Genomic DNA, 26,246 nt, shown 5'->3' on the forward strand with positions numbered 1-26,246 from the left:
CGGCCCCGCCCACGCTCCCGGCCCCGGCCCCGGCCACGTTCCCGGCCCCGTGACCGGCACATGCAGCCAACACGGCAAGGGAAGCCTCCATGGCCTCCAACGTCTCCGCAACCACCCTGCCCTCCATACCCACAGCATGCCAGCAGGCACCGACAATAAAGCGGCCTCAAAACGCGGCTTCAGAGTTGCCCCGGAACCGCAGCCGCAAGGGCCGGCACCGCCGTTGTTGCCGCAGGCGGCGGCATTCCTGGCCCTCCGGCTGGCCCTCTGCCGCCTCGCTGCGTGCCAACAACATCTCGGCGAATCCGGACTACAGTGTGGCCGCTCATTTCCAGCGCTACTTCGGCGTCGCCGGCGCGCGCCAGCTGTTCGCGCTTGCGGCCAACGGCGAAACCCTGGAATAAACACGCGTAGAATTGGCTACCCGCTGGTGGTCAGGGACTCCACGGCAGCGCCCGCGGCCTGATTTTTCGCACAGCGTGCCGCACATTACACCACTTCGACTTAGTTCGTGGTGGTGGAGCGGGAATAAGGGTGCGATGGTGTAGGTTGCATTCCCGTCAGACAAGAACATCAGAAAAGAGAAACACCCCAGTGGCAACCGATTACGACGAAGTACGATCCGACGTCAAGGAATCCCAGGAGAACTCCCTGGAGGCGCTCCAGTCCGCCAACGCCCCCGATGCGCGAAGCGTCGTCCGGGAACTGGATGAGACCGACGCCCTCGATGACGGCATGGTCCCCGGCGGGGAGTTCGTCGCCGAGGAACTGGTAGTCCAGGTCATCCCGCAGGCACAGGATGAATTCACCTGCTATTCCTGTTTCCTGGTCCGGCACCGGTCCCAGATCGCCCGCGAAAAGAACGGTCACGCCTATTGCGTTGAATGTGAAGGCTAAGGGCCTCCCCGTCGTCTCCAGCCGTCCCTGAAAACGGGAGAAGGGCCCCGGAAATCTCACGGAAATGTGACCGGCCTACTGTGGTTACATAAGCAGTACGTTGAAGGGATTTCCGATGCATCTGATGCCCCGTGAGCAGGAAAAGCTCATGATCGTGGTCGCCGCAGACCTTGCCCGCCGCCGTCAGGCCCGCGGCCTGAAGCTGAACTTCCCTGAATCCGTGGCGATCATCAGCTACGAACTGATCGAGGGTGCCCGGGACGGCCGCACGGTGGCGGAACTCATGAGCTACGGCACCACGCTGCTGACCCGCGACGACGTGATGGAGGGCGTGCCTGAAATGATCCACGACGTCCAGATCGAAGCAACGTTCCCGGACGGCACCAAGCTCGTCACTGTCCACGATCCGATCCGCTAGGGGCAGGCGATGATTCCAGGAGAGTACATTCTCGGGTCCGCGCCCGTGCTGGTTAACGCCGGACGCGAGGCGATCGACGTCGTCGTCGTTAACACCGGTGACCGGCCCGTGCAGGTGGGCTCGCACTACCACTTCGCTGAAGCGAACGCCGCCCTTGAGTTCGACCGCACGGCTGCCTACGGCCGCCGGCTGGACATACCGGCCGGCACCGCGGCCCGGTTTGAGCCGGGGGACAGCAAGACCGTCCGGCTGATCGAACTGGCGGGCAGCCGCGAGGTGTTCGGCCTCAGCAACGCCGTCAACGGCCCGCTGGCAACGGCCGGACAATCCGGAAGGACGGAGGGTGCCAAGTGAGCTTCGAACTGACCCGCAGGCAGTACGCAGACCTTTACGGCCCGACGACGGGTGACTCCATCCGCCTCGCGGACACCGAGTTGTTCCTTGAGATCGAAAAGGACCTCACCGTGTACGGCGAGGAAGTGGTGTTCGGCGGCGGAAAGGTAATCCGCGACGGCATGGGCCAGAACGGCCAGGTGACCCGGGAAGAAGACGTGCCGGACACCGTCATCACCAACGCCGTCATCCTGGACTACACCGGCATCTACAAGGCGGACGTGGCCATCAGGGACGGCCACATCTTCAAGATCGGCAAGGCCGGCAACCCGCAGATCACCGACGGCGTGGACATCGTGATCGGCGCCAGCACCGAAATCATCGCCGGAGAGCGGAAGATCCTCACCGCCGGCGGCGTGGACACACACATCCACTTCATCTCCCCGGACCAGGTCCCCACCGCACTCACCAGCGGCGTGACCACCATGGTGGGCGGCGGAACCGGGCCGGCGGAAGGCACCAAGGCCACCACCGTCACGCCCGGCAAATGGCACATCCAGCGGATGCTGCAGGCCACCGAGGGGATGCCCATCAACATCGGGCTGTTCGGTAAGGGCCACGCCTCCGCCGTCGAACCGCTGGCCGAACAGATCCGGGCCGGCGCCATCGGGCTCAAGGTGCACGAGGACTGGGGTTCCACCACGTCCTCGATCGACAACTCCTTGAAGGTGGCGGACGAATACGACGTCCAGGTGGCCATCCACACGGACACCCTCAACGAGTGCGGCTTCGTGGAGGACACCATCCGGGCCATTGCAGGCCGGGTGATCCACACCTTCCACACCGAGGGCGCCGGCGGCGGCCACGCCCCGGACATCATCAAGATCGCAGGGCTGCCCAACGTCCTGCCCGCCTCCACCAACCCCACGCTGCCTTACACGCGCAACACCATCGAAGAGCACCTGGACATGCTGATGGTGTGCCACCACCTCAACCCGGACATCCCGGAAGACGTGGCCTTCGCCGATTCCCGCATCCGCGCCGAAACCATCGCCGCGGAGGACGTCCTGCAGGATATGGGCATCTTCGCCATCACCTCTTCCGACTCCCAGGCCATGGGCCGGGTGGGCGAGGTGATCACCCGCACCTGGCAGGTTGCGGACAAGATGAAGAAGCAGCGCGGCGTGCTGAAGGACCCCCGGGGGGAGAGCGCGGCCGCTGCCCATGGATCCGAAGACAGCGACAACTTCCGGATCAAGCGCTACGTGGCGAAGTACACCATCAACGCCGCGATCGCGCAGGGCATGGCGGATTCCATCGGCTCGGTGGAGGAGGGCAAGTTCGCGGACCTGGTGCTCTGGGACCCCGCGTTCTTCGGAGTGAAGCCCGAACTGGTGCTCAAGGGCGGCCAGATCGCCTACGCACTGATGGGCGACGCCAACGCCTCCATCCCCACTCCGCAGCCGCGGACCATGCGCCCGATGTTTGCCGCGTTCGGCAAAGCGGTTCAGCAGTGCTCCATCACCTTCCTGTCCCAGGCCGCCATCGACGCCGGCGTGCCCGAGGAGCTGGGCCTGCAGAAGGTCATCCGGCCCGTGTCCGGGATCCGCTCGCTGTCCAAGGCCGACCTCAAGTTCAACGACGCCACCCCGGACATCCAGGTGGACCCGGAAACGTACCAGGTGACCGTGGACGGCGAGGATGTCACCTGTGAGCCGTCGGACGTGCTGCCCATGGCCCAGCGCTACTTCCTCTTCTAACCTCCCGAGCACCGGAGCACCCGTGATTATCGATAAGATCCTCGGCAACCTGCACGACCTCCCTGCCGCTGAAACCGCCGCCTTCGCCGGGCTGCACCAGGAGAAGGTGGTGCTGCCCAGCACCCAGCTGGTGAAGCGCATCCAGCGCGTCACCACAGACCACGGCCAGGAGATCGGCATCCGGCTGCCGTCCGGATCCGGTGACCTCCGCGACGGCGACATCCTGCACGTGGCCGAATCCAACATGATCGTGGTGTCCGTGCTGCCCACCGACGTCCTGGTGGTGGCGCCCCGGACCATCCACGAGATGGGCGTGGTGGCGCACTCTCTGGGCAACCGGCACCTGCAGGCCCAGTTCTTCGATGCGTCCTCGGAGTACGGCGCCGAGGTGATGGTGTGCGCCTACGACCACACCGTGGAGGACTACCTCAAATACGTCGGCGTGCCCTACGACCGCCAGGAACGCGTCATGCCCGTACCCTTCCGCCATGCCGAACACAGCCACTAGCTACCAGCTCGCGCTGCAGCAGCTGACGGACTCCGCCCTGCCCACCGGGGCTTTTGCGCACTCCCTCGGCTTTGAGACCTACATTGAGCGCGGGCTGGTCCACGACGAGGCGAGCTTCGGGGTGTGGCTTTCCGCGTTCATCGGGCAGCAGCTCACCTACTCCGACGGGCTGGCCATCCGGTTCCTCTATGAGGACGTTCCCGTGTCGGAGCTGGACTCGCTGCTCACCGCGCAGCTCCTCCCGCGGCAGCTGCGGGAGGCGAGCACCAAGATGGGCACCCGGCTGCTCGAGATCGGCTCCGAGGTCTTCCCTTCCCCGGAGCTGGCGGAGTACCGGGAGCTGGTGACCGCCGGCCGCGCCGCCGGCCACCAGCCGCTGGCGTTCGCCGTCGTCGCCCGTTCCCTGGGCGTGCCGCGCACAGAGGCGCTGGCCGCGTACCTTTTCGCCGCGGCCACCTCACTGACCCAGAACGCCGTCCGCGCCATTCCGCTGGGGCAGAACGCCGGCCAGCGGCTGCTGCGGACAGCGTCCGACGGCGTCGCTGCCGCCGTCGAACGGATCGGCCGCCTGGCGCCGGACGACTTCGGGGCCGTCAGCCCCGGACTGGAAATTTCGCAGATGCGGCACGAACGTCAACGTGCCCGCATGTTCATGAGCTAGCAGGAGGACACCATGTCTGAACCCATCAAGATCGGCATCGGCGGACCGGTAGGCGCCGGCAAGACGCAGCTCGTGGAGCGGCTGACCCGGCACATGAGCCGCGGAATCTCCATGGCCGCCATCACCAACGACATCTACACCATCGAGGACGCCAAGATCCTGGCCGCCAACGGCATCCTGCCCGAGGACCGGATCATCGGCGTCGAAACCGGCGGCTGCCCGCACACCGCCATCCGCGAAGACACGTCCATGAACACCGCGGCCATCGAGGAACTCAAGAAGCGCCACCCGGACCTGCAGGTCATCTTCGTGGAATCCGGCGGCGACAACCTCTCTGCCACGTTCAGCCCCGAGCTCGTCGATTTCTCGATCTACATCATCGACGTGGCCCAGGGCGAGAAGATCCCGCGCAAGGCCGGCCAGGGCATGATCAAGTCCGACCTCTTCATCATCAACAAAACGGACCTTGCCCCGCACGTCGGCGCCGACCTCGCCGTCATGGAGCGGGATTCAAAGGAATTCAGGGGCAACAAGCCGTTCTGCTTCACCAACCTGAAAACGGACGAAGGGCTGGACGCCGTCATCGAATGGGTGCGGCGCGACGTCCTGATGCTCGACCTGGCGCAATGAGCACGACGGCGGGATTTCGACAGGCTCAAGCACCGGCGGTTGAGCCTCTTGAAACCCCGATGGGGGAGCTGGAGCTTGTCGTCGCTGCTCGGGGTGGCAAGTCGGTGGCCGCGCATCAGTACCATCGGGGCGCCTTGAGGATATTGCGGCCGCATTACCTGGATGACTCCGGGCAGGTTTGTTATGTCATGGTGAATCCGGGCGGGGCCTATTTGGGGGCTGACCTTTACGTCATTGACGTGGAGGTGGCGGACGGGGCGAGGCTCCTGCTGACCACGCAGTCGGCCACGAAGATCTACCGGACTCCCGGCTCCTTTGCCGAGCAGCGGATGACCCTGCGGCTGGGGGAGGGGGCGCAGCTGGAGTTGGCTCCGGACCAGCTGATCGCGTACCGGGAGGCCAGCTACCGGCAGGACACGCGCATTACCGTGCGGCCGTCGTCGAGCCTGGTGATGGCTGAAGTGGTCACGCCGGGGTGGTCCCCCGACAGGGCGTCGTTCCGGTACGAGGAACTGCGGCTCCGCAACGAAATCCGAGTGGAGACGCCGGAGGGCGCCGGTCTGCTGGCGCTGGACAACCTGCTGATCCGGCCGCCCCTCAACGATGTCACCGGCATGGGGTTCATGGAGGGCTACAGCCATCTGGGTTCGCTGGTGGTGGTGGACGCCCGCGTGGACCAGGCGCTCGCCGATGAGTTCCACGCGCTGACGGCCGGGCACGACGCATGCACAGGGGTGTCCTTGACCGCATCCGTCGGCGGAACCACCGGCCTGGTGCTGCGGTCGCTCTCCAATTCCACGGAGGAACTCAACCGGCTGCTGGGCGCGTGCACCGCCCTGCTGCGGGACCGCTGGCACGGGCAGGCGCCCCTGAACCTGAGGAAGTACTGATGACGACGCTGGCAGGGTTCGCCGCGATGTACCGGGAACGGGAGCAGTTGCCGCTCCGGACCCGCCTGTTCTTCGCCTTCGGTGCCGTGGGAGCACTCCATCTTGCCGCCGTCGTACTTTTGCTGGCCGGTTCGGCGGGTGCCGCGCAACCGTTGGCGCTGGGGCTGGTGCTCACCGCCTACCTGGCCGGCGTCAAGCACAGCTACGACTGGGACCACCTCGCCGCGATCGACAATTCGACGCGGAAGTTCGTGGCCCAGCACAGGGACCCGGTGAGCGTGGGGTTCGCGTTCAGCCTGGGCCACAGCTCGGTGGTGGTCCTGGCCGGTGTCCTGGTGGTGGGCGGCGCCGCGATGGTGGGCCGGTTCATGACCGAAGGGACCGCCGGGAACGTGGTGCTTGGACTGATCGGCAGCGGGGTTTCCGGGTTGTTCCTGCTGGCCATGGGCCTGTTCAACGGCTCGGCGTTCGTCCGGGCCGCGCAGGCATACCGCAACGTACAGGGCGGCGGGGCAGTGCGGGACGAAGACCTCGAGGCGAAGGGTTTCGTGGCACGCCTGCTGGCCAGGCCGCTGTCCAAGGTCCAGCGGCCGCGGAACATCTACGTGATCGGCTTCCTTTTCGGGCTGGGTTTCGATACGGCCACCACCATCGGGCTTTTGGTGATGACGACGGCGGCCTCCCTCGCCGGAGTCTCCCCGCTCGCGTTGCTGGCGCTGCCGCTGGCGTTCACCGCGGCCATGACGCTCTGCGACACCACGAACGGTGTGGCCATGATGCGCATCTACCTGTCGGCCATCCATAATCCGCAACGGAAACTTGGCTTCAACGCCCTGATCACCGGGATCTCGGCCGTGTCCGCGCTGTTCATTTCAGCCATCACGCTGGGCGGATTCTTCAATGCGGCGTTTGGTTTGGAGGATCCCCTGACCACCTGGCTGGGCGCGGTGGACCTGGGCGAGGCCGGACTGCTGCTGGTGGCGGTACTGCTGGCCGTGTGGGGCGCTGCGGCGTGGCGGGAGCGGTGGAAGGGCCGCTCACAGGCCGTCTAGCATGATCGGCGACCGATCCCGCGGGAGCCCCATGACGCAGGCCGGAGCGGATGGCAGGATAGGACGCATGGAACTGCACATCACCGGGGACCCGGCTGCCGACAAACTACTCAGCGACGACGCGTTTGCACTGCTCACCGGAATGCTGCTTGACCAGCAGGTGACCATGGAGTCGGCGTTTGCCGGTCCCGAGAAGATCCGGACGCGCATCGGTTCCATGGACCCTGCGGCGATCGCCGGGTACGATCCGCAGGAATTCGTCGAGATGTTCAAGGAGCGCCCGGCCGTGCACCGCTTCCCCGGCTCCATGGCCGGACGCGTCCAGGCGCTCGCGGAGACCGTTCACCAGGAGTGGAACGGGGACGCCACAGCCATCTGGACGCAGGGCGACCCCGACGGCAAGGAAGTGCTTCGCCGGCTGAAGGCCCTGCCGGGATTCGGCGAGCAAAAGGCTAAGATCTTCCTCGCCCTGCTCGGGAAGCAGTGCGGCCTCAAAGCCGAAGGGTGGCGCGAAGCGGCCGGCCACTACGGCCAGGAGGACGCCTACCTGTCCGTGGCCGACATTGTGGATCCGGAGTCCCTGGTCAAGGTGCGGGCCAGCAAGCAGGCAGCCAAGGCCGCTGCCAAGGCCGCGAAAACCGCCGGGGACTGACCGGCCGGCATTGACCGCCCGGCGTCGGGAAGCGTACTAGTTGGGGAAGCCGACTACGTGGAAGGCGGGACCATCAGTGACTGAGCACCTCGCAGGCAGGCCGGGTTCCCTGTGGGTGGCCAGCAGCGCACCGACCGGCTACGCCGCGCTCCGGGAGGGCATCGACGTCGATGTAGCCGTGATCGGTGGCGGCATCGCGGGCCTCACCGCCGCACTGGCACTGAAGCGTGCCGGCCAGACGGTGGCCGTGCTGGAGGCCGCCAGGGTGGGCGCCGGAGTCACCGGGAACACCACAGGCAAGGTCACGTCGCTGCACCGGCTGGCCTACACCGAACTTGCCGCACATCACGGCTACGCGGCAGCCCGCCTCTACGGGCAGGCCAACGAGGCCGCGATCGAGCACGTCGCCGGCACTGTGGCGGACGAAGGGATCGACTGCGGCTTCCGGCGGGTCTCCAACTACACCTACGCCGAATCGGACCCTGCCCTTGCGCTGGTCCGGGAGGAGGCTGCGCTCGCCGGGAGGCTCGGGCTTCCGGCGTCCTTTACCACCGAGGTGCCGCTGCCGTTCGACGTCCGCGGGGCGGTGCGCTTCGACAACCAGGCGCAGATCCACGCACTCAGGTACGTGCAAGGCCTGGCCCGCGCAGTGGACGGCGATGGCAGCTTTGTCTTCGAAGAGTCGCCAGCCACCGGCTTCCGGGACGGATCGCCGGCCGTCGTCGACACGGGGCGAGGCTCGGTCCGGGCGAAGGAAATCATCGTGGCCACGAATATGCCGTTCGGGGACAACGGAATCTTCGCCGGGCGGTGCTACCCGCACCGCTCCTATATCGTTGCTGCCCGCTCCGGCCTGCCGCCGCAGGACGCCACCTTCGTCAGCGTTGACGAGCCGATGCGCTCCATCCTGACCGTCAACGTGGAGGGCGTCAGCTATGTCCTTGCCGGCGGTGAGGGACACCCCGCCTCGGAGCAGGTTGACTCCGCCGAACGGTACCGCAGGCTCGACGCTTTTGCCCGGGACCGCCTGGGTGCCGGGGAGATCGCCTTCCGCTGGTCCACCCAGGACGCCATGCCCGCCGACGGGCTGCCCTTCGTCGGCCGCCTGTCGCCGGACTTCCGGCACGTCCACGTGGTCACGGGCCTGCGCAAATGGGGCCTGACCAACGGAACGGCTGCTGCGCTGATCCTCCGGGACACCCTCTGCGGGACGCACAACCCGGGGGCGGCCTTGTTTGACAGCACTCGGGCCGTCCGCGAGGAGGATACGATGCCGGCTGCGACAGAGGAAGCGCCGGCGCCTCCCGCCGGGCAGGCCGGCTCCGTTCCGGTCCGGCCGGACCTCGTTCCCGGAGAAGGAAGAGTCATGGACGTAGGCGGGGTCAAGACCGCCGTCTACCTCAGCCCCGCGGGGGAGGTCAGCGCCGTCTCGGCGGTTTGCACGCACCTGGGCTGCACCGTGGAGTTCAACCCGGCCGACGTGACCTGGGACTGCCCGTGCCACGGCTCCCGGTTCAGCACCGACGGGACGGTAATCCAAGGCCCGGCCACCAGGAACCTCGATCCCGGCCAGGCGCCTGCCTAGGACAATCATCCTGGCGCCTTTCCCCGGGCCGGGCCCTCTTCCAACGACGCAACGCCGCCATCACACGCATGGACAGCGCCCAGTACGCAACTCCGGCGGCAAGCGAAGCGGCCACGGCCAGGGCAGGGCTGATGTCGACCAGCATCGGATAAGCCAGCCAATGTGTGAGGTAGGCGTATAGGGAGGACGCAGCCAGCAGGCCCACGAAGCGGTGCAGGCGGGCGGGCACCGGGATGCTGGGGAGCCAGATGAGCAGGAGGATTCCGGCAACGAGTGTCGCTTCACGTTCCGGGTTGTCGAAGAAGCCCGGAACGGTGAGCACAGTGATGGTCGTGACAGCGAGCCGCTGGGCCAGGCCTTGCGAACGCGCCACCGCCCAGCCGAGTGCGAACAGCCACAGTACCGGTCCGGTGTTGGGCACCTCGGGGTCCACCAGTTCAAAGCGTTCCAGCAGCCCCATTCCTGTCAGCACCAGGGGGAAAGCCCAAGGGAAGCGTCGCTCCGCGCGATCCGCCCAGGGAACGGCCAGCAAGGCGGCTGCCGCAGCAAGGATGTACACCAACACCTCCACAAACCAGAAGTGCCACTGTGTGGTCACCTCTTCCGGACCGATGATGGCGTTGAGGAGCAGGACGTTGGCGAGGCTGTACCGGTCAGTGAGCAGGTAGGCCGCGCCAATGAAGAGGACGCTGGGAACAACGACCCTGCCGAGGCTGCGCAGTTGGCGGCGAAGGCGGGGCAGCCGTTCGCCGGCGAGCTGGAAGCGGGCAAAGTTGAACCCGGCGAGGGCCATTAGAACGTGCGCGGTGCCCTGCCAGCTGAAAAGCCCAACGTGGGTGCTGACGATGAACACGATCGCAAGCGCCCTCAGGACAATCCCCGTCTCCAGCGGGGCAAAGAACCGCCTGCGCCTTTGCCGCGGGGGCTTCCCGGGGTTCATGAGTTCGCGGACCGTGCGCACATGCCAGTCCGGCGGGAGGTTGCCGAGGGCTTTTTCCAGCCGGACGGAGACGGCCACGTAGGACAGCGAGTCTCCACCGAGGGTGACGAAGGTGCTGTCGTCCGTGACGTCGTCGTGCTCCAGCTGTTCCTCGAAGATCTTCCGGACGTCCGCCGGTCCCTCGTCAGGGGCGGTGGCGGGCGCATCGAATGTGGGTGCGGGGGCCGCCCTCGTGGCGGCGAGCTCCAGGATGGCCTGGTAGTCCACCTTCCCGCTCCCCAGCCGCGGAAGGTGCTCGACGGCGTGCACGTCGACGGACGGGCGCGGCAGGCCAAGGCTCTGCGCGAGGACCTTGCCCAGCAGCCGTTCATCATGGTCGCCTTCCACGGCAACAACCAGGCCATCGTCGGATCCCGCGCAGGCCCCGGCGACGCCCAGCCCGGAGAGGACCTGCTCCACCTGCCCGAGATCCACGCGCAACCCGACCACCTTGACGAACCGGCTCCTCCGTCCCACGATCTCGTAGATGCCGGCGGGATGCTGCCTGGCCAGGTCTCCCGTACGAAGTTCCGCAATAGTTCGGCCCGTCGAGAGGTCGTCCGGGCTCTCGGCATAGCCCAGCATCACATTCGGGCCGGAATAAACGAGCTCGCCGTCGTCCAATCCCGGGACCGGGTCTATCCGGAAGGAGCCGCCCGGCACGGGGATGCCGATGGTTTCCGGCGACGTTTCCGCCAGTTCAGGGGGCAGATAGGCCATCCGGGCCGTTGCTTCAGTGGCCCCGTACATCACAAACAGATCCCAACCCCGCCGCCGGCCCAGCCGTGAGAACTCGCGCACTCGCTCAGGGGCAAGCCTCCCGCCGGCCTGCGTCACATAGCGCAGGTGCGGCAAATCCATCCCGGTGAAACCGACGCGGTCCAAAAGCTCAAAGGTGTAGGGGACTGCTGCAAAGGACGTCGCACCGTGGGCGGCAAAAAGGCCCCAGAAGCACGGGTCGACGACGGACAGATCCGTGAGCACCAGCGCGGCACCGCGTGCAAGGTGGCTGTTGATGACGGAAAGCCCGTAGCAGTAGGACATCGGCAGGGTCGTGGCCGCACGGTCCTCCGAGCGGATGCCCAGGTATTCGGCGATGGACTCCGCGTTCGATTGCAGATTGGCGTGCGAGAGGCGCACGAGTTTTGGCGAGCCGGTGGATCCCGAGGTGCTCAGGAGCAGGGCGAGGTCGGGATGGAGTTCGTGCGATGTGCCGGGCCGCACTTCTTCGACGGCCGGGCTGCCGGCGCCGCCTCCGGACCGGAGGATGACGTCGGGTCTGTAGGCAGCTGCGATGGAGTCAACGGAACCCGGTTTGTTCGCGGGAACCAGGATGAGCGGGTGGCCGGAGGAAAGGGCTGCCAGGTAGGCAACCAGCGAATCCAGGTCGTTCTGAGCGGCCAGCAACACGAGGCGCCGCACGGGACCCAGACGGCCCGCAGCGGCATCGACCAAGTCGGCCAGTTCCCGGTAGGAGAGGGACGCCGCCCCCGTCAAGACGGCAGGGAGATCGCCGTGCCGGGCGAGACTGCCAGCGAAGGTTGCCGGGCAGAGGTCCTGCCCTGTGCCAGGGCCTGCGAGGGGCGGGGCAGGAATCATCGTGGTCCTCAAATCCGTACTTAGGCTGGCCTAACCACGAAACAGTACCGGTAATTGCCGGAATTAAGAAAACTTTATGTGTCCTATTTCTCCAGCCGTTTTTCTAACCCGCAAGTCATCGACATCTATGTGGCCAGCCCCCCGGCGGGCCTCAGCTGAGCGCAGCCGCCGGCCCGAGCCGCGTAACCAGCCGTTCACGCGCCTTCCGTCGGCGTTACCCAGCCAGCTTCGCCCGGAGTCCGCCGATAATTACATCCAAGCCGAAGTCGAAGGCGTGCCCGCCCCGTTCCTCGGATGGGCCGGCATTGCCGAGTGCGCGCTTGAGCGTGGGGTAGCCCTCCGCCGGCGGGTCCCAGACAACTTCCGGAGCCGCGAGGTCCAATGCGGCTCCCAGGGCAAAGCTGTCGATCGTGGAGATGGCCGCCACCACGTCCCGTCCCCGAAATCCTGCCGCCTCAAGGGCCAGCGCCAGGTCCTCGTAAAGTCCGATGACGTCCGGATCGGTGATCGTTTGCAGGACCAGGAGCGGTGCCAGCCGCGGGTGGCGCACGAACGCGTCCCGGTAGGCGCGGATCAGGACCCGCAGGGCCGCTTCCCAGTCGCCGTGGTCCACCGGCGGATACGGCTCTTCGGTGATGATCCGGTGGCGCAGGAGCTCCAGGATCTCGTCCCTGCCGCTGACGTGGTTGTAGATGGAGGACTGGCTGACGCCGATCTTCTTCGCCAGTTTCGGGAAGCTGAAGTCGCCGCTCTCATCGACCAGCTCGAGGGCGGCCGTGGTGAGGGCCTCCACGGATATCAGCGGGAGGAGCGGGCGCCCCATGGGTTCTCCTGACTGCAGCTCTTGAAGGTCAAGCCCAGCCTAGTCGGCGGCCCCCGGCGGCGTCGTTTTCGGAAAACTATTGTGCTCTGCGCCACACGCCTCCATAATAAACGAAAGCCTTTCGTTTAGCAGGGCTCCCAAGAAAGGACGGACTAGTGCCGGATACCCAAACCAGACCACCGACGTCGTCCGCGGACGGCTCCCTCAAGCGCAATGCCCTGGGAACGGGCGGCATCGCCTTCCTCGTCATCTCCGCAGCAGCCCCGCTGACCGTCATGGCAGGCGTGGCACCCGTGGCCATCGGCGTGGGCGGCATCGGAGCCCCGGCCGGCTACCTTCTCGCGGGCATCGTGCTCACCCTCTTCGCGATCGGCTTCATGGCCATGACCCGCCACGTCAAGGCATCCGGCGGCTTCTACACGTACATCTCACTTGCCATGGGCAAGACCGTGGGACTGGCCTCCGCCATCCTGGCGATCGTCTCCTACAACTGCCTCCAGATCGGCGTCTACGGTCTCTTCGCCGTCCAGACCCACGACATGTTCAAGGTGCTGTTCGGGCTCGAGGTGCCCTGGCCGGCCATCGCGCTCGCCGCCGTCGCAGCCGTATGGTTCCTCGGCTACCGGGGGATCGACGTCGGCGCGAAGGTGCTCGGCGTGCTCCTGGTGGCCGAGACGGGCATCCTGGCCGTGATGGGAGCGGGCATCCTCGGCAGCGGCGGAGCCCACGGGATCAGCGTGGGGTCCTTCAGCCCGGAGAACGCGTTCGGTCCTGGCGTCCTGGCAATCCTTGGCATCTGCTTCGCCGCTTTCATGGGCTTCGAGTCCACCGTGCTGTACCGTTCCGAGGCCCGCAACCCGGACACATCCGTGCCGCGGGCCATGTACATCGCCGTCGGCTTTATGTCCGTGTTCTACGCCTTCATCGTCTGGACCGTGGTCCAGGCCTACGGGGAAGACCGCGCCGCCGAAGCCGCGGGTGAAATGGCCGGCGGGATGTTCTTCCAGACCATCAACCGCTATGTGGGGCCGTGGGCCGAAGTGGTGATGTACGTCCTGATCGTCACCAGTGTCTACGCCTCGCAGCTCGCCTTCCACAACGCGATCAACCGCTACGTCTACATGCTGGCGCGCGACGGCGTCCTGCCCGCTTTCCTCGGCCGAACCCACGCCAGGTTCCAATCCCCGCACCGCGCAGGCCAGTTGCAGACCATCCTCGCCGCCGTGGTCATCGCCATCTGCGCCCTGCTCAACGCCGACCCCTACCAGCAGCTGCTGATCTGGGTGAACACGCCGGGGATCTTCGGCATTGTCGGGCTCCAGGGCCTGGTGTCAGTCGCAGCCTTCCTCTACCTGCGCCGGAATCCCGCCGCGGCGACGCACAAACTCATGGTGCCGCTCAGCCTGGCCTCGGCCATCCTGCTCTTCGGCGTGGTGCTGCTGATCGGCCTGAACATCGAGCTGCTCACCTTCGCCGACGCGCTGACCAACACCATCCTCATCCTGGTGACGCCCCTCGTCTTCATCGCCGGGCTCCTGGCCGCCCGCTGGGTGCGCCGCCACCGTCCCGCGACCTTTGCACAGATTGGAAGCTTCGAAACCCATGAATCCTGACGTGATCATCCTCGCCGGCACCATCCACACGATGGATGGCAGGCCCGCCCAAAGTCCCGCGCCGCAGGCGGTGGCCGTCCAGGGCGGCATGATTGCCGCCGTCGGAAGCCGTTCGGATGCCGAGAGCTGGCCGGCAGCGGAGGTCATCGACTTCGGCGCCGCCGTGCTGACTCCCGGCCTGGTGGACTGCCACATCCACCCTGTCTTCGGCCTGGAACTGACGCGCGGCTGCGACCTTTCCGGCGCCACGGATCTTGCCGGGGTGCGCGCACTGTTGCGCACCGAAGCGGAGGCAGCTACCCCGGGGGACTGGGTGCGGGGCTGGGGCCTGGACCCCAATGTGTTCGGATCCGCCGCCCCCCACCGCGAGCTGATTGACGACGTCGTCTCCGGGCTGCCGTGCCTCATCCGCCTTTTCGACGGGCATTCCGCACTGGCCAGCTCCAGGGCACTCGAACTGGCGGGGGTCACCGGACCACGGAAGTTCGACCAGGCCTCGGAAGTTGTCTGCGACCCCGGCGGCAGGCCCACGGGGCTCCTGCTGGAGGCCGCCGCCATCGAGCTGGTGGCGCAGCTGATGCCAGCGGAGTCCTTTGACGAGCGGAAGGCGAGGCTGGCGGAATTCTTCATGCAGTTCTCCCGGTCCGGGCTGACGGGGGCGCACGTGATGGACTGCGGGGAGGGCTCACTGGAGCTCTTCCGGGCGCTCGAAGATGAGGCGCTCGAAGATGACCTGTATGGCGGTCTCCCGCTGCGCCTGCGGATCTCACCGTGGTGCATGCCCGGCAGCGGCGAGGAAGACTGGCGCCGGCTCGCGGAGCAGATCGGGGTGGGCGGAAAGCGCTGGGAGGTGGCCGGCATCAAGCTGTTCGTTGACGGCACGGTGGACAACGGCACCGCGTGGCTGTTTGAACCCGATCTCTACGGGGAGTCCGTGGCCCCGTTCTGGCCGCGCCCCGAGGAGTACGCGGCGGCGGTGCGCTTCTTCGCCGGCCGCGGGATCCCCACGGCCACACACGCGATCGGCGACGCCGGAGTGGCCGCGGTCCTGGATGCCTTCGAGTCGCTGCCTCCCGCGGTGCGGTCGGTTGGGCCGGAAGCCGTGCACCGGGTCGAACACCTCGAAACTGTCCCGGACGCCCTGATTGAGAGGTTCTCCCGGGCGGGTTTGGTGGCGAGCATGCAGCCGTCGCACTGCACCCACTATTCCCGCGCCGACCAGTCGGACAACTGGTCCACGCGGCTGGGCACGGAGCGCGCGAACAACGGCTGGCGGTGCGCGGACCTCCGCGCGGCGGGCACCACCCTGGCGCTCGGCTCCGACTGGCCGATCGCGCCGTTCGAGCCGCTGCCCATCCTGGCGGACGCGCAATTACGACGGCGGGCCGGCAAGCCGGGCGAGCAGCCGGTCGTTCCGGGCCAGGCACTCACTGCCTTGCAGGCGCTCGAAGGCTACACCTCGCATGCTGCCAAGGCTGCGGGGGAGTGGGCGGTCTCCGGGTCCGTCACCGTGGGCAAGCGCGCGGACTTCACAGTGTTCGACGTAGATCCGCTGTCGGTTGCCCCGGATGACCTGGCTGCCGCTCAGGTTCTGGCCACGTTCGTGGACGGACGTGTGCAGCACCTGGCGGTGGGGTCAGCCCGGTAGGACGCGGCCGCGGCGACGGCGGACGCCGCCCGCCCTTACGGGGCCGTGTCGTAGTCAAACCGCTCGACGACTGCGCTCCCGTTGGGCGCGGACACTCCGACGACGCGTCCGGTGAAACCGCCGGCGACTTCGGTGGACACGTACCGTCCGTCCAGCCGCGCCAGCGTCACCGCACGGCCGTCCTGCCGAAAGCGGAGGAGGATTTCGTCCGGACCGGTGTTCTTGCCGGGCTGGCCGGCAAACGGCGCGTCCGTGCAGGCAATCTCCAACTGCACGGTGCCCGTCGAGGCCGAGCCGGACGGATTCCGCGGGACCGTTTCCAGCACCTGGTGCAGGGGTCCGATCCGCGCCACGGCCCGGACTTCGTGTTCGGAGGCTTCAACCGCGTACCAGTGGGAGTCGTCGATCCTGAGGACGAGCCTCACCACCGCGCCTGGCGAAAGGCGGAACGTTGCGCGGGTGGTCCACGCAAGGTCCCTCACCCTGGTGGCCAGCACGGGTGCCTTACCGGGTTCGCCTCTGCTGATGAGCAGTCCGTCGGCAGCGGGGGAAGTGAACGACGCGGGGTCATTTCCGGGCGAGACCCACCGCAGGTGGAGCCGTTTCGCGGAGAAGTCGTCGGAAAAGGATGTGACGCCAGCGGGCACCCGGTACCGGTCCTCGTCGAAGCGTGGCCAGTCCTGGTCCCAGGTGATGCCGGCGACGAAGGTTTCCCGCCCCAGGACGTGAAAGCCCGGAACCACGCCCCGGGGACGGACGCCCAGATAGACCGCCGCCCAACCGCCGTCGGCCGTTTCGACGAGGTCGGCGTGCCCTACATTCTGTACCGTGGCAGCGGTGCTGCGGTGGCTGAAGACGGGGTTGTCCGGAAAGGGCTCAAAGGGACCGGACGGCGAGCTGCTCCGGCTGACGGATACGGCATGGCCCCGTTCCGTACCGCCCTCGGCCAGGACCAGATACCACCAGTTGCCGCGCTCATAAAGATGCGGGCCCTCGGGGAAGGCGAGCCCGGTTCCCTGCCACACCTTTCGGGGAGGTTCCAGCAGCTGTCCCGCCAGGGGATCCAGCCGCGCCTGGACGATCCCCGACTCGTTCTCGCCGGGGCCGAAGCCCACCCAGGTGAGGTAGCAGTTGCCGTCCACGTCCCACGCCATGTCCGGGTCGATGCCCAGCGTCCCGGGTATCTGGACCGGATCACTCCACGGCCCCGCCGCGCTGCTGGCATGCATGAGCAAGTGGCCGCCGCCGAAATCGCTCATGTTCGTGGTGACAAACCAGAACCTGTTGCTGTGGTGCCGGAGGGTGGACCCGAAGATGCCTCCTGACGGGCGCCGGTCGCCTGCAGCGAACTGGCTCCGCCGGGTGAGGATGTTCCCGATCTGCTCCCACGTGACAAGGTCCCGGCTGTGAAAGACCGGCGCTCCGGGAAAGTATTCGAAGCTGGATGTTGCCAGGAAGTAGTCCCCGCCCACGCGGCAGACGGTGGGGTCCGGGTAGAAGCCCGGAATGACCGGTGTGGCGGCGGCCGGGGATGTGGCTGGCCGCGCCAGTTCGACTGCACTGTCAACCAAACCAAAGCTCCGTCCGTAGCAACGTGTTCACTTCCCGTCCTCGTTAGGCGGGGAGTCCCTACGCTACGTCCCCGGTGTCCGCAGCCGAACCGGGTTTGTCAATGGTTGGAAGACCAGCGCCGTGGCTTGCCCAGAACTCGCGGAGCCTGCCCCGGGGATCGGACTCCACCCGCGGCTCGGCGTCGAGGACCATCGTCGGCCGGACTCCGCGGTGATCCCGCGCCCCCGTGTGATCCCGGGCCCCGGTGTGATCCCGGTATTCGGGCCAGGGCGGCAGCCCCGGTGCCGCAGGTGTACCGGACCCGGCAAAGGCCGCCCAGGCCGCACTCATGGACCCGCCCAGCTCTTCGGGCGCCTTCCCCCGGGTCAGGTACGCAGCCTCCGCCGAGTCCAATTGCCGGAACACGAAGGGAATCTCCAGTGCATGGCACGAGCCCAGCTTGCCGCCCATGGCCGGACTCCTCCACGTGAAGAGGTAGCTGAAGTTCCTCCCCGTCGACTCGCTGCGGGCGTCGAGGAGCCTGGTGGTGGGCTGCCGGTATTGCACGTCGGACAGGTAGGCCTCCAGGAGCTGTTTCCCGGTGGGCGCTGTGCCCAGGGTTTCAGCGAGTGCTTCCCCATAGCGGGCCCGATCCCCGCCCGGATCGCCGCTGCGTTCCGCCATCATCTGTTCCACCCGGTCAGCGAGCTCGGCCGGATCCGACGGTGACGCGGGCCGGAGTTCCACGGCGAAGGAACCCTCGTTGAGGTTCGTGCCGGCCAATAGGTCCACCCCCGAGTTGAGCCCCCGGCGGATTGCGTCCAGCGGCGGCTCAGGAACCGCCGGCGTGCCGGTGGCGGGCTGGAACGGCAGGGGAACACCAAAGGTTTCAGCGGCCGCCGCCTTGCCCAACGCCTCCTGCGCTGCCAGCAGCCGGTCCACCGGCAGGGTCAGCAGTTCTGCGGCGCTGGAGGCGTCCAGCCCGCAGTGCCCCAGAAATTCCTCCGTGATTCGGTGGGACGCCTCCGGAGTCCGGACCCGCTCGGCGGTGCCGCTTTGCATGATGGCGCGCCGGAACAGTCCTTCCGACGCCGGCATGCCCAGCAGCGTGCCCACGGCCGCCGCACCTGCGGACTCGCCGAAAAGGGTCACGTTGGCGGCATCGCCCCCGAACGCCGCGATGTTGCGGCGGACCCAGCCCAGCGCCTCCAGGATGTCCAGGAGCCCCGAATTGGAGGAGTCCGCATACTCCGGACCCAGGAGTTCCGGAAGATGCAGGAAGCCCAGTGCTCCTAGCCGGTAATTGACGGCGACCACCACCACGCCCAGCGCGGCAGCCAGCCTGCCGCCGTCGTGCAGTCCGCCGTTGTTGGAACCGGTGACGTACCCGCCGCCGTGGACCCACACCATCACCGGCCGGGCGGCGCCGTCCGCGCCGGGGGTCCACACATTGAGGTTGAGGCAGCTGTCCTCGTCCCACAGTTCCGCGAAACCGTCCGACGGCGGCAGGAACGGGTCCGGGTTCTGCGGCGCCATGGCGCCCGGCGCCGTGCAGTCACGGATGCCATCCCAAGGGCGCACCGGCACGGGCGGCAGGAAGCGTTGCTGCCCGGAAGGGGATTCCGAGTAGGGGATTCCCAGGAAGCGGTGCAGCGTCCGGCCGTCCACAGTATCGGCCCTGCCGAGAATCCGGCCGTCGGGAGTGATGGCAAGGCTCACAGCAACGTCACCCCTGGCGAGGTCACGGCTGCGCCTGGTGCCGCACGCCGCCGCTGGCCTCGGCCTTGAACCCGAGGTTTCGGGACACTGCCCTTGCCGTGGCCTGGACCGCCGGCGCCAGCACGTTCGGGGGAGTGGCGCCGTCCGGAACCACAATCGAAAGCGCGGCCGCGACGGCGCCCTGGGCGTCGAAAATCGGCGAGGCCACGGATACCGTCCGGGAAGGTGCTGACCTTCTGATCATGGCCACGCCCGTGCGGCGCACATCGGAGAGGGTGCGCCTGAGCTGCCCCTCCGGCATGGCGTCCACGCCGGCTTCCACGTCGGCCGGCTGCCGGATGACGGCGTCCTGGAACGCCGTGTCCGCGCCGGCCAGCAAGACCAGTCCGACGGCGGTAGACCGGAGCGGCGCGCGTCCGCCCACCCGGTAGGCCACCTCCGTCGCCTCCTTGGAGGACAGCCGCTCGATGAGCACGGCCTCGTTCCCGTCGCGCACGGCCAGCAGCACGTGGTGGCGCGTTACTTCGAAGAGATCCTCGAGGTACGGCAGGGCGATTTCGCGCACGCCGTGTCCGCGGGGTGACAGGGACGCAACTTCCCAGAGCCGCACGCCCACCACGTACCGCCCGTCGTCGAGCCTTTCCAGCGCACCCCAGGCCACCAGCCGGGCGATCAGCCGCAGCGCCGTTGGCGCCGGCATGTCCGCGTACCGGGCCATCTCGGACAGCGTGAGGGCCCGGCGCCGGTCCGTAAACACGGCCAGCAGGCTCAACGCGCGGTCGATCACCGGTTCGCCCTGCTTGGGCCTCTTGCCGCGCGCAGGAGCGGTGATGACCTGTCCGGTGCCGTTCGGATCCCCGTTCGGGACTGCTGTCATGTCACACCGTTCCTTCGTCGTCGACAGTGACCCCCACCACCTTAGTGTTTCGACCAATGAAACCAGTAGTCAGCACAATGCCGGGCAGGTAGCGTCCTCCGCGAACCTGCCCGGCATTGACCAGCAAACTGCTAGGAAGCGGCCTCCTGCGCCTGGAGCCTGTCCATCCCGTCCGCCAGGATGGTCAACTCGACGCTGTCCGGCCGCTCCACGGTGCTGTTGATGCGTACTGCCGAGCCATTGTGGGCGGATTCGAGTACTGATTCCATGACTTCAAGGACGTGGTAGGCCAGGGTCCCGCCCGCCCGGGGTTCGGCTCCCTCCGGGGTGGAAGCCAGGTCCGCAATGCCAAAACCGCGGCCGGAGTCCACGTACCCGGCGGACACCGGAAGGGTCTCCCAGGCGTCCGCGCCCAGGGAAAACAGGTGGACCTCGCCATCAAAGTGGTTGGGGTCCGGCACCACAAGCGACCCGCGTTCCCCATGGATCTCGATGTTCGGCGACTTGGACTTCACGGCGTCGAAGCTCATAAAGAGGGTGGACAGCGCGCCGGAGGCATGGACCAGGACGCCGGTGACGTGGGAGTCGATGTCTACGGGGACCTTTTCGCCTTGGCGCGGCCCGGAGCCGATGGTGCGTTCATTGCGGGTGTGGCTCGCGGCGCCCACCACGGAGACGACGGGACCCAGCAGGGTTACCAAGGCGGTCACGTAGTAGGGGCCCATGTCCAGGAGGGGACCGCCGCCGGGCTGGTAGTAGAAGTCCGGATTCGGGTGCCAGCGCTCGTGGCCGGGTGTCACCATGGTGGCAGAAGCGGAGATGGGTGCGCCGATCAGTCCGTCATCGATCGCTTTGCGGGCGGTCTGTATGCCCGTGCCGAGGACGGTGTCGGGAGCGCAGCCGACCGCCACGCCTGCCTCGCGTGCTGCGTCCAGCACCTGGCGTGCCTCCGCAGTGGTGGCGGCAAGCGGCTTCTCGCCGTACACGCCTTTGCCCGCCGCGATGGCCTTCAGGGCCACCTCGGCGTGCGCGGCCGGGATGGTCAGGTTCAGGACAAGTTCGACGTCGTCCGCTGCGAGGAGCTCGTCAACGGATACGGCCCGAACACCCTCATACTGTTCTGCCACCGCCTGGGCGCGCGCCGGATCCAGGTCCGCGACGGCCACCAGCTCGATGTCCTTGAGCGTGCGGAAATTAGTGAGGTACTGCGCGATGATGGCGCCGCAGCCGACGATTCCTACTTTCAACGGCTTGCCCACAGCAGGCCCCTTTCGATGATGGTGCGGACGTTGGCGTCCTGGAGGATTTCGACACGGTGTCCGGGGGTGGCGACGAAGATCCGGCCCGTGCCCCATTGCCGCGTCCAGATGGCCGGGGAGGTGACTTCACGGTTCCATGGGTCCCACTCGCGGACTTTCTGGGTGGTGGTGGCGAGTACGTCGATGTAGTCGTCCGAGAGCACCCAGTATTGTTCGGTGACGAGGTCGAAGTCCTTGATCCCCTTGGTGATGGGGTGCTCCGCCGCTGCGGGGAGCATGGTGACCGTGTAGGGCACGTAGTTGTCCGACTGCTCCCCGATGCACTCGTCAGCGTGCTTGCCGGGGTGGCAGGCGAACTGGCCGCCGATCAGGTGAAGGTAGTCGGAGTTGTTCCGGTAGGAATCGGCGATCCCGCCGTGCCAGCCGGCCAGGCCGCTGCCGTTTTCGACGGCGGCGCGCAGCCCGGCGAACTCGTCCTTTTCGATGGTGGTCATGGTCATGCACTGCATGATCAGGTCCACCCCTGCCATGTAATCGGCATCGGCGTACACCTTGGGGGATTCCTCCACGCGGACGTCGTAGCCGTTGTCCGTGAGGAAGGGGATAAAGAGCTCCGTGGCCTCGTACGGCTGGTGGCCGTCCCAGCCGCCGCGGACCACCAGGGCGTTCTTGCGTTCTGTCATGTCGGGGTTCCTTTTGTTTGGCTGCCGGCCGGTGGGGGCCGGAAAGTCTGGGTCAGCGGCTGGAGAATGCGGCGTCGAAAGCGGCTGCCGGCGGGGCGATCCGGGCGAGTTCCTTGACCATGGCCAGCGCCTGTGGTGCGCCGACAAGCCGGTCCATGCCCGCGTCCTCCCACTCGATGCTGGTGGGCCCGTCGTAGCCGATGGCGTTCAGGGTCCGGAAGATCCGGTTCCACCGGACGTCGCCGTGCCCGGCGGTGACGAAGTCCCAGCCGCGACGGGGATCTGCCCAGGCCAGGTGGGAGCCGAGGCGCCCGTTGCGCCCGTCAAGCTGGCGGACCGATTCCTTGACGTGTACGTGGAAGATGTGGTCCGCGAAGTCCTGCAGGAACATGACGGGGTCCAGGTCCTGCCAGATGAAGTGGGACGGGTCGAAGTTCAGGCCGAAGCCCTTGCGGTGCCCGATCGCCTCCAGGGTGCGCTTGGCGGTCCAGTAGTCGTAAGCGATTTCGGACGGGTGGACCTCCAGGGCGAAACGGACCCCCACCTCGTCGAAGACGTCCAGGATGGGGTTCCAGCGGTCCGCGAAGTCCTGGTAGCCGGCGTCGATCATTGCCTCAGAGACAGGGGGAAACATCGCCACCGCCTTCCAGATGGAGGATCCGGTGAACCCTGTCACGGTTTTCACGCCGAGTCGGGCCGCTGCCCGTGCGGTGTCTTTCATCGACTCCGCGGCCCGGCGGCGCACCCCTTCAGCTTCGCCGTTTCCCCAGATTTCCGCGGACAGGATGCCCTGGTGGCGTTCGTCGATGGGGTCGTCGCATACGGCCTGGCCGGTGAGGTGGTTGGCGATTGCGAAGACCTGCAGGTTGTTCTTCTCCAGGATGTCCAGCCGGCCTTGGAGGTAGTTATCGTCCTCCGCTGCGCGGCGCGGGTCCAGGTGGTCGCCCCAGCAGGCAATCTCAAGTCCATCAAAGCCCCATTCGCCGGCGAGCCGGGCCACCTCTTCAAACGGCAGGTCGGCCCACTGGCCGGTAAAAAGCGTTATTGGTCGTGTCATCAGGTTTCCTTGGTTGTGCTGTCTCCGGGCGGGCCGGCTCAGACTTTCTGCCACTGGCTGGAGTTGGCCGCACTGGACTCCACCGCCGCCAGGACCCGCTGGACCTGCAACGCGTCGGCGAAAGAGGGTACCGGCTGGCGGCCTTCACCGATCGCGGTGACGAGGTCCACTACCTGGTGGGTGAAGCCGTGTTCGTACCCCAGTCCGTGGCCGGTGGGCCACCAGTTCCCGACGTACGGGTGCTCCGGCTCGGTGACAATAATCCGGCGGAATCCGGCGTCGGGGGATTCGGCTGCGTCGTAGAAGGACAGGACGTTCATTTCCTCGAAGTCGAAAGCAAGTGAGCCCCGGGTTCCGTTGAGTTCCAGGCGCATGGCGTTCTTCCGGCCCAGCGCGTAACGGGTGGCCTCGAAGACGCCGACCGCACCCGCGGAAGTAGCTCCGCCGTCGAACCTTGCGCTGAAGATCGCCGCGTCGTCCACGGTGACACGTCCCCGGGGTGCGTCGCTGCTGAGGTCGCCGTGTCCGCCCAGGCCCACAAGGTCCCCGGCAAGGGGGCGTTCCGGGACGAATGTCTCCAGCAATGCCGAGACGCCGGTGATGTTCTGTCCGGTGACCCACTGGGCAGCGTCGATGCTGTGCGCCCCGATGTCTCCCAGGGAGCCGGACCCGGACTTGGCCTTGTCCAGCCGCCAGGTCATGGGGGCGTTCTCGTCGGAGAGCCAGTCCTGCAGATACTGGGCACGGATGTGCCGGAGGTCGCCGAGCCTGCCTTGTTCGACGAACCGTTTCGCCAGTGCCAGGGCGGGAGTCCGGCGGTAGCTGAAGCCGCACATCGAGAGGATGCCCTGCTTGGCAGCAGTCTCCGCCGCGAGAGTCATCCTTTCCGCTTCCTCGACGGAATTTGCCAGCGGCTTCTCGCACAGCACGTGCTTGCCGGCCTCAAGGGCGGCGATCGCAATCTCGGCATGGGTGTCGCCGGGTGTGCAGATGTCGATCAGGTCGATGTCGTCGCGTTCGATCAGGCGCCGCCAGTCCGTCTCAACCGATTCCCAGCCCAGCTTGTCTGCAGCGGCCCGCACGCCGTCGGCGTTCCGGCCGGCAACGGCGGTGAGCCGGGGCTGCAGCGGGAGGTCGAAGAACCGGGGCGCCGTGCGCCAGGCGTGGGAGTGGGCTGCACCCATGAACGCGTAGCCCACCATGCCGACCCGCAGGGGTTTGTGATTCGTCACCGGAGTTCCTTTCTACTTGCTGAAGCCGGCGGTGAGGCCGCTGAGCAGCTGGCGGCGGGCGACGACGTAAATCACCAGGAGGGGGAGGGTCGCCAGCACGACGGAGGCCAGAATGGCCGGGATGTTCACACTGAACTCTCCCTGGAACGTCCAGAGCGACAGCGGCAGGACCCTGGTCGCGGGGCTCTGGGTCAGGATCAGCGGAAAGAGGAAGCCGTTCCAGACGTGCAGGGCGTTATAGATGCCCACCGTGATGACAGCCGGCTTGGTCATGGGAAGGGCAAGGCGCCACATCATGGCCCAGTCGGAGCAGCCGTCCAGCCGCATCGACTCGAACAGTTCGTTTGGCACATCCCGCATGAAATTGGACAGGATGAGGACGCTGACCGGGATGGCAAAAGCCACGGACGGCAGGATCAGTGCCAGCAGTGTGTCATAGAGGTGGGCCCTGGTGATCATCCAGTAGATCGGAATGATGGTGGCGTGAAGCGGGATGGCGAGGCCAAGGAGGAACAGGTTGTTCGTCAGGCTCAGGAACCGTCCCTTGCCCCGGACGATGGCGTACGCAGCCATGAAGGACACCAGCAGGGCAGGGAGCACCGTACCGAGGGTGACGATGAGGCTGTTGGTGAAGTACGTGACGAAGTTGTTTTCCAGCACCAGCTTGTAGTTGTCCAGGGTTGGCTCCGTGGCCGGGAGCATCGGATTGGAGGTAAAGAATCCGGCCTGGTTCTTGAAGCTGGTAATCACCACGTAGTAGATCGGGACGATGATGATTGCCAGCCAGAGCCACCCGCCCAGGCCGCCCAAAAGGTTTGGCCGCAGCCGTCCCGGGCCCTTGGTGCGGGTGACAGGCTTTTCAGCGACACTGCCCGTGGCCGAGGAAGGAGGAACCGGGAGTTGAGTCGTGGACGCCATCAGGCACCTTCCAGTTGGCTAGCGTTGCGGTTCTTGCCGCCCAGGCGCTGCAACAGGAGCGCCAGTCCCAGGCCGATGACGATGAGCATGACACCCAGTGCGCTGGCCGCTCCCATGTCATTGGCTTTGAAGCCCGTCAGGTACATATGCAGCGGGAGGAGCCGGGTGCTGTAGCCCGGTCCGCCGCCGGTGAGCACGAAGATGAGGTCGAAGTAGGCCAGGCTTCCCACCACCATCAAGGTGGAGGATGTGATGACGGTGTACTTCAGCTGGGGCAGGGTGATGTTCCAGAACTGGCGGAAGCGTCCTGCGCCATCAATTTCCGCCGCCTCGTACAGCGACGTGGGAATCTGTCGAACGCCGCCCTGGTAGATCAGCGTGTGGAAAGGAACAAACTGCCACGCGATCACGAAGACCACCACGAACAGCACCAGATCGGAATTCCCGAGCCAGTCCTGGGCAAGGATTGGCAGATGAAATCCGGGACCCAGGCCGAAGTTGGGGTCGAGCAGTGCTTTGAAGGCAATCGCTACCGCGGCAGAGGACAGCAACAGCGGAAGGAAGTAGAGGACGGCCAGGGCGGCACGGTATTTCTGGCCGCCCGCGGTGAAGACGCCCAGCAGCAGGCTGACCGGTGCCTGGACAATAAATGAGAAGAACATGACCTTGGCGGTCACCACCAGGGCGTTGCCCGTTACCGGATCCGTCAGGACCGTGGTCCAGCTGGACAGGCCTTCCAGCTTGATCTCGCCCAGCCCGTTCCAGCTCGTGAAGCTGAGGAAGACGACGCCGATCAGCGGGACGACCGCAAACGCGAGGAAGAAGAACAGTGCGGGGGCCGCGAGCCACCCCGAGGGGCCCGCGTCGCGGACCCCCCGGTTAGCAGAACCAAGAGATGTCAC

At 66.8% G+C, this 26,246-nt stretch carries 25 protein-coding genes; 14 read left to right on the top strand and 11 right to left on the bottom strand.

The genetic code is table 11. The annotated features are described in order from the left end of the window. Positions 1-89: 89 nt before the first annotated feature. From TV39_RS00875 to TV39_RS00930, 12 genes are all read left to right on the top strand, one after another. The gene (locus tag TV39_RS00875; RefSeq protein ID WP_144406263.1) at positions 90-404 is read left to right on the top strand and encodes a hypothetical protein; all 315 of its coding nucleotides are present in this window, start codon (positions 90-92) and stop codon (positions 402-404) included. Between the two features lie 190 nt (positions 405-594). After that, complete coding sequence (locus TV39_RS00880) at positions 595-897, top strand: DUF4193 domain-containing protein (RefSeq protein WP_011690111.1); 303 nt, start codon at positions 595-597, stop codon at positions 895-897. Positions 898-1,012: 115 nt separating this feature from the next. Next, positions 1,013-1,315: an urease subunit gamma gene (locus TV39_RS00885; RefSeq protein WP_043477022.1), complete on the top strand. Its 303-nt coding sequence runs from the start codon at positions 1,013-1,015 to the stop codon at positions 1,313-1,315. 9 nt (positions 1,316-1,324) lie between these two features. After that, positions 1,325-1,669 (top strand): urease subunit beta, encoded by a 345-nt coding sequence (locus TV39_RS00890; RefSeq protein ID WP_043477025.1) that lies wholly within the window; start codon positions 1,325-1,327, stop codon positions 1,667-1,669. Continuing rightward, positions 1,666-3,408 carry an urease subunit alpha gene (ureC, locus tag TV39_RS00895; RefSeq protein WP_043477028.1) on the top strand — a complete coding sequence of 581 codons (1,743 nt, stop codon included), beginning with the start codon at positions 1,666-1,668 and terminating at the stop codon, positions 3,406-3,408. Before TV39_RS00890 ends, ureC begins: the two co-directional genes overlap by 4 nt. A gap of 22 nt (positions 3,409-3,430) precedes the next feature. Next, positions 3,431-3,916 carry an urease accessory protein UreE gene (ureE, locus tag TV39_RS00900; RefSeq protein ID WP_043477031.1) on the top strand — a complete coding sequence of 162 codons (486 nt, stop codon included), beginning with the start codon at positions 3,431-3,433 and terminating at the stop codon, positions 3,914-3,916. Next, on the top strand, positions 3,897-4,577 hold the full coding sequence (locus TV39_RS00905) for an urease accessory protein UreF (protein WP_043477034.1): 681 nt from the start codon (positions 3,897-3,899) through the stop codon (positions 4,575-4,577). The genes ureE and TV39_RS00905 overlap by 20 nt, the downstream gene beginning before the upstream one ends. 12 nt (positions 4,578-4,589) lie before the next feature. Beyond that, entirely contained in the window at positions 4,590-5,207 is a 618-nt protein-coding gene (ureG, locus tag TV39_RS00910) for an urease accessory protein UreG (protein ID WP_043477037.1), read from the top strand. Between the two features lie 59 nt (positions 5,208-5,266). After that, positions 5,267-6,097 carry an urease accessory protein UreD gene (locus tag TV39_RS00915; RefSeq protein ID WP_235347228.1) on the top strand — a complete coding sequence of 277 codons (831 nt, stop codon included), beginning with the start codon at positions 5,267-5,269 and terminating at the stop codon, positions 6,095-6,097. Next, on the top strand, positions 6,097-7,149 hold the full coding sequence (locus TV39_RS00920; protein ID WP_043477044.1) for a HoxN/HupN/NixA family nickel/cobalt transporter: 1,053 nt from the start codon (positions 6,097-6,099) through the stop codon (positions 7,147-7,149). The genes TV39_RS00915 and TV39_RS00920 overlap by 1 nt, the downstream gene beginning before the upstream one ends. A 67-nt stretch (positions 7,150-7,216) precedes the next feature. Continuing rightward, on the top strand, positions 7,217-7,801 hold the full coding sequence (locus TV39_RS00925) for an HhH-GPD-type base excision DNA repair protein (protein ID WP_043477047.1): 585 nt from the start codon (positions 7,217-7,219) through the stop codon (positions 7,799-7,801). A gap of 76 nt (positions 7,802-7,877) precedes the next feature. After that, on the top strand, positions 7,878-9,386 hold the full coding sequence (locus tag TV39_RS00930) for an FAD-dependent oxidoreductase (RefSeq protein WP_043477050.1): 1,509 nt from the start codon (positions 7,878-7,880) through the stop codon (positions 9,384-9,386). Here the strand turns inward: TV39_RS00930 and TV39_RS00935 are convergent. Further along, on the bottom strand, positions 9,316-11,964 hold the full coding sequence (locus TV39_RS00935) for a non-ribosomal peptide synthetase (RefSeq protein WP_082049379.1): 2,649 nt from the start codon (positions 11,962-11,964) through the stop codon (positions 9,316-9,318). The two genes, TV39_RS00930 and TV39_RS00935, sit on opposite strands and share 71 nt — an antisense overlap. Positions 11,965-12,178: 214 nt before the next feature. Next, on the bottom strand, positions 12,179-12,787 hold the full coding sequence (locus tag TV39_RS00940; protein WP_043477053.1) for a TetR/AcrR family transcriptional regulator: 609 nt from the start codon (positions 12,785-12,787) through the stop codon (positions 12,179-12,181). A 155-nt stretch (positions 12,788-12,942) separates the two neighbouring features. Between TV39_RS00940 and TV39_RS00945 the strand changes: the two genes are divergently transcribed. Continuing rightward, positions 12,943-14,400 carry an APC family permease gene (locus tag TV39_RS00945; protein WP_043477056.1) on the top strand — a complete coding sequence of 486 codons (1,458 nt, stop codon included), beginning with the start codon at positions 12,943-12,945 and terminating at the stop codon, positions 14,398-14,400. After that, positions 14,390-16,048 (top strand): amidohydrolase, encoded by a 1,659-nt coding sequence (locus TV39_RS00950; RefSeq protein WP_043477061.1) that lies wholly within the window; start codon positions 14,390-14,392, stop codon positions 16,046-16,048. The genes TV39_RS00945 and TV39_RS00950 overlap by 11 nt, the downstream gene beginning before the upstream one ends. 35 nt (positions 16,049-16,083) lie before the next feature. On the opposite strand, the gene TV39_RS00955 is transcribed toward TV39_RS00950, so the two are convergent. The 9 genes from TV39_RS00955 to TV39_RS00995 all read right to left on the bottom strand — a co-directional run bounded on the left by TV39_RS00955 (position 16,084) and on the right by TV39_RS00995 (position 26,246). Beyond that, positions 16,084-17,619 (bottom strand): glycoside hydrolase family 43 protein, encoded by a 1,536-nt coding sequence (locus TV39_RS00955; protein ID WP_235347229.1) that lies wholly within the window; start codon positions 17,617-17,619, stop codon positions 16,084-16,086. 58 nt (positions 17,620-17,677) lie between these two features. Beyond that, positions 17,678-19,318 (bottom strand): carboxylesterase/lipase family protein, encoded by a 1,641-nt coding sequence (locus tag TV39_RS00960; RefSeq protein WP_043477064.1) that lies wholly within the window; start codon positions 19,316-19,318, stop codon positions 17,678-17,680. 22 nt (positions 19,319-19,340) lie between these two features. Continuing rightward, positions 19,341-20,195 carry an IclR family transcriptional regulator gene (locus tag TV39_RS00965; protein ID WP_043477067.1) on the bottom strand — a complete coding sequence of 285 codons (855 nt, stop codon included), beginning with the start codon at positions 20,193-20,195 and terminating at the stop codon, positions 19,341-19,343. A gap of 131 nt (positions 20,196-20,326) precedes the next feature. Next, positions 20,327-21,454, bottom strand: coding sequence for a Gfo/Idh/MocA family protein (locus tag TV39_RS00970; protein WP_043477070.1), 1,128 nt, complete (start codon positions 21,452-21,454; stop codon positions 20,327-20,329). After that, entirely contained in the window at positions 21,439-22,137 is a 699-nt protein-coding gene (locus TV39_RS00975) for a ThuA domain-containing protein (protein ID WP_043477073.1), read from the bottom strand. Before TV39_RS00975 ends, TV39_RS00970 begins: the two co-directional genes overlap by 16 nt. Before the next feature lie 52 nt (positions 22,138-22,189). Continuing rightward, positions 22,190-23,194 (bottom strand): sugar phosphate isomerase/epimerase family protein, encoded by a 1,005-nt coding sequence (locus TV39_RS00980; protein ID WP_043477076.1) that lies wholly within the window; start codon positions 23,192-23,194, stop codon positions 22,190-22,192. 38 nt (positions 23,195-23,232) lie between these two features. After that, the gene (locus TV39_RS00985; RefSeq protein WP_043477079.1) at positions 23,233-24,426 is read right to left on the bottom strand and encodes a Gfo/Idh/MocA family protein; all 1,194 of its coding nucleotides are present in this window, start codon (positions 24,424-24,426) and stop codon (positions 23,233-23,235) included. Between the two features lie 12 nt (positions 24,427-24,438). Next, entirely contained in the window at positions 24,439-25,344 is a 906-nt protein-coding gene (locus TV39_RS00990) for a carbohydrate ABC transporter permease (protein ID WP_043477082.1), read from the bottom strand. Continuing rightward, a complete protein-coding gene (locus TV39_RS00995) occupies positions 25,344-26,246 on the bottom strand; it encodes a carbohydrate ABC transporter permease (protein ID WP_043477085.1) in 903 nt (300 codons plus the stop codon). The genes TV39_RS00990 and TV39_RS00995 overlap by 1 nt, the downstream gene beginning before the upstream one ends.

Source organism: Arthrobacter sp. SPG23, assembly GCF_000876655.1.
Lineage (GTDB): Bacteria > Actinomycetota > Actinomycetes > Actinomycetales > Micrococcaceae > Arthrobacter.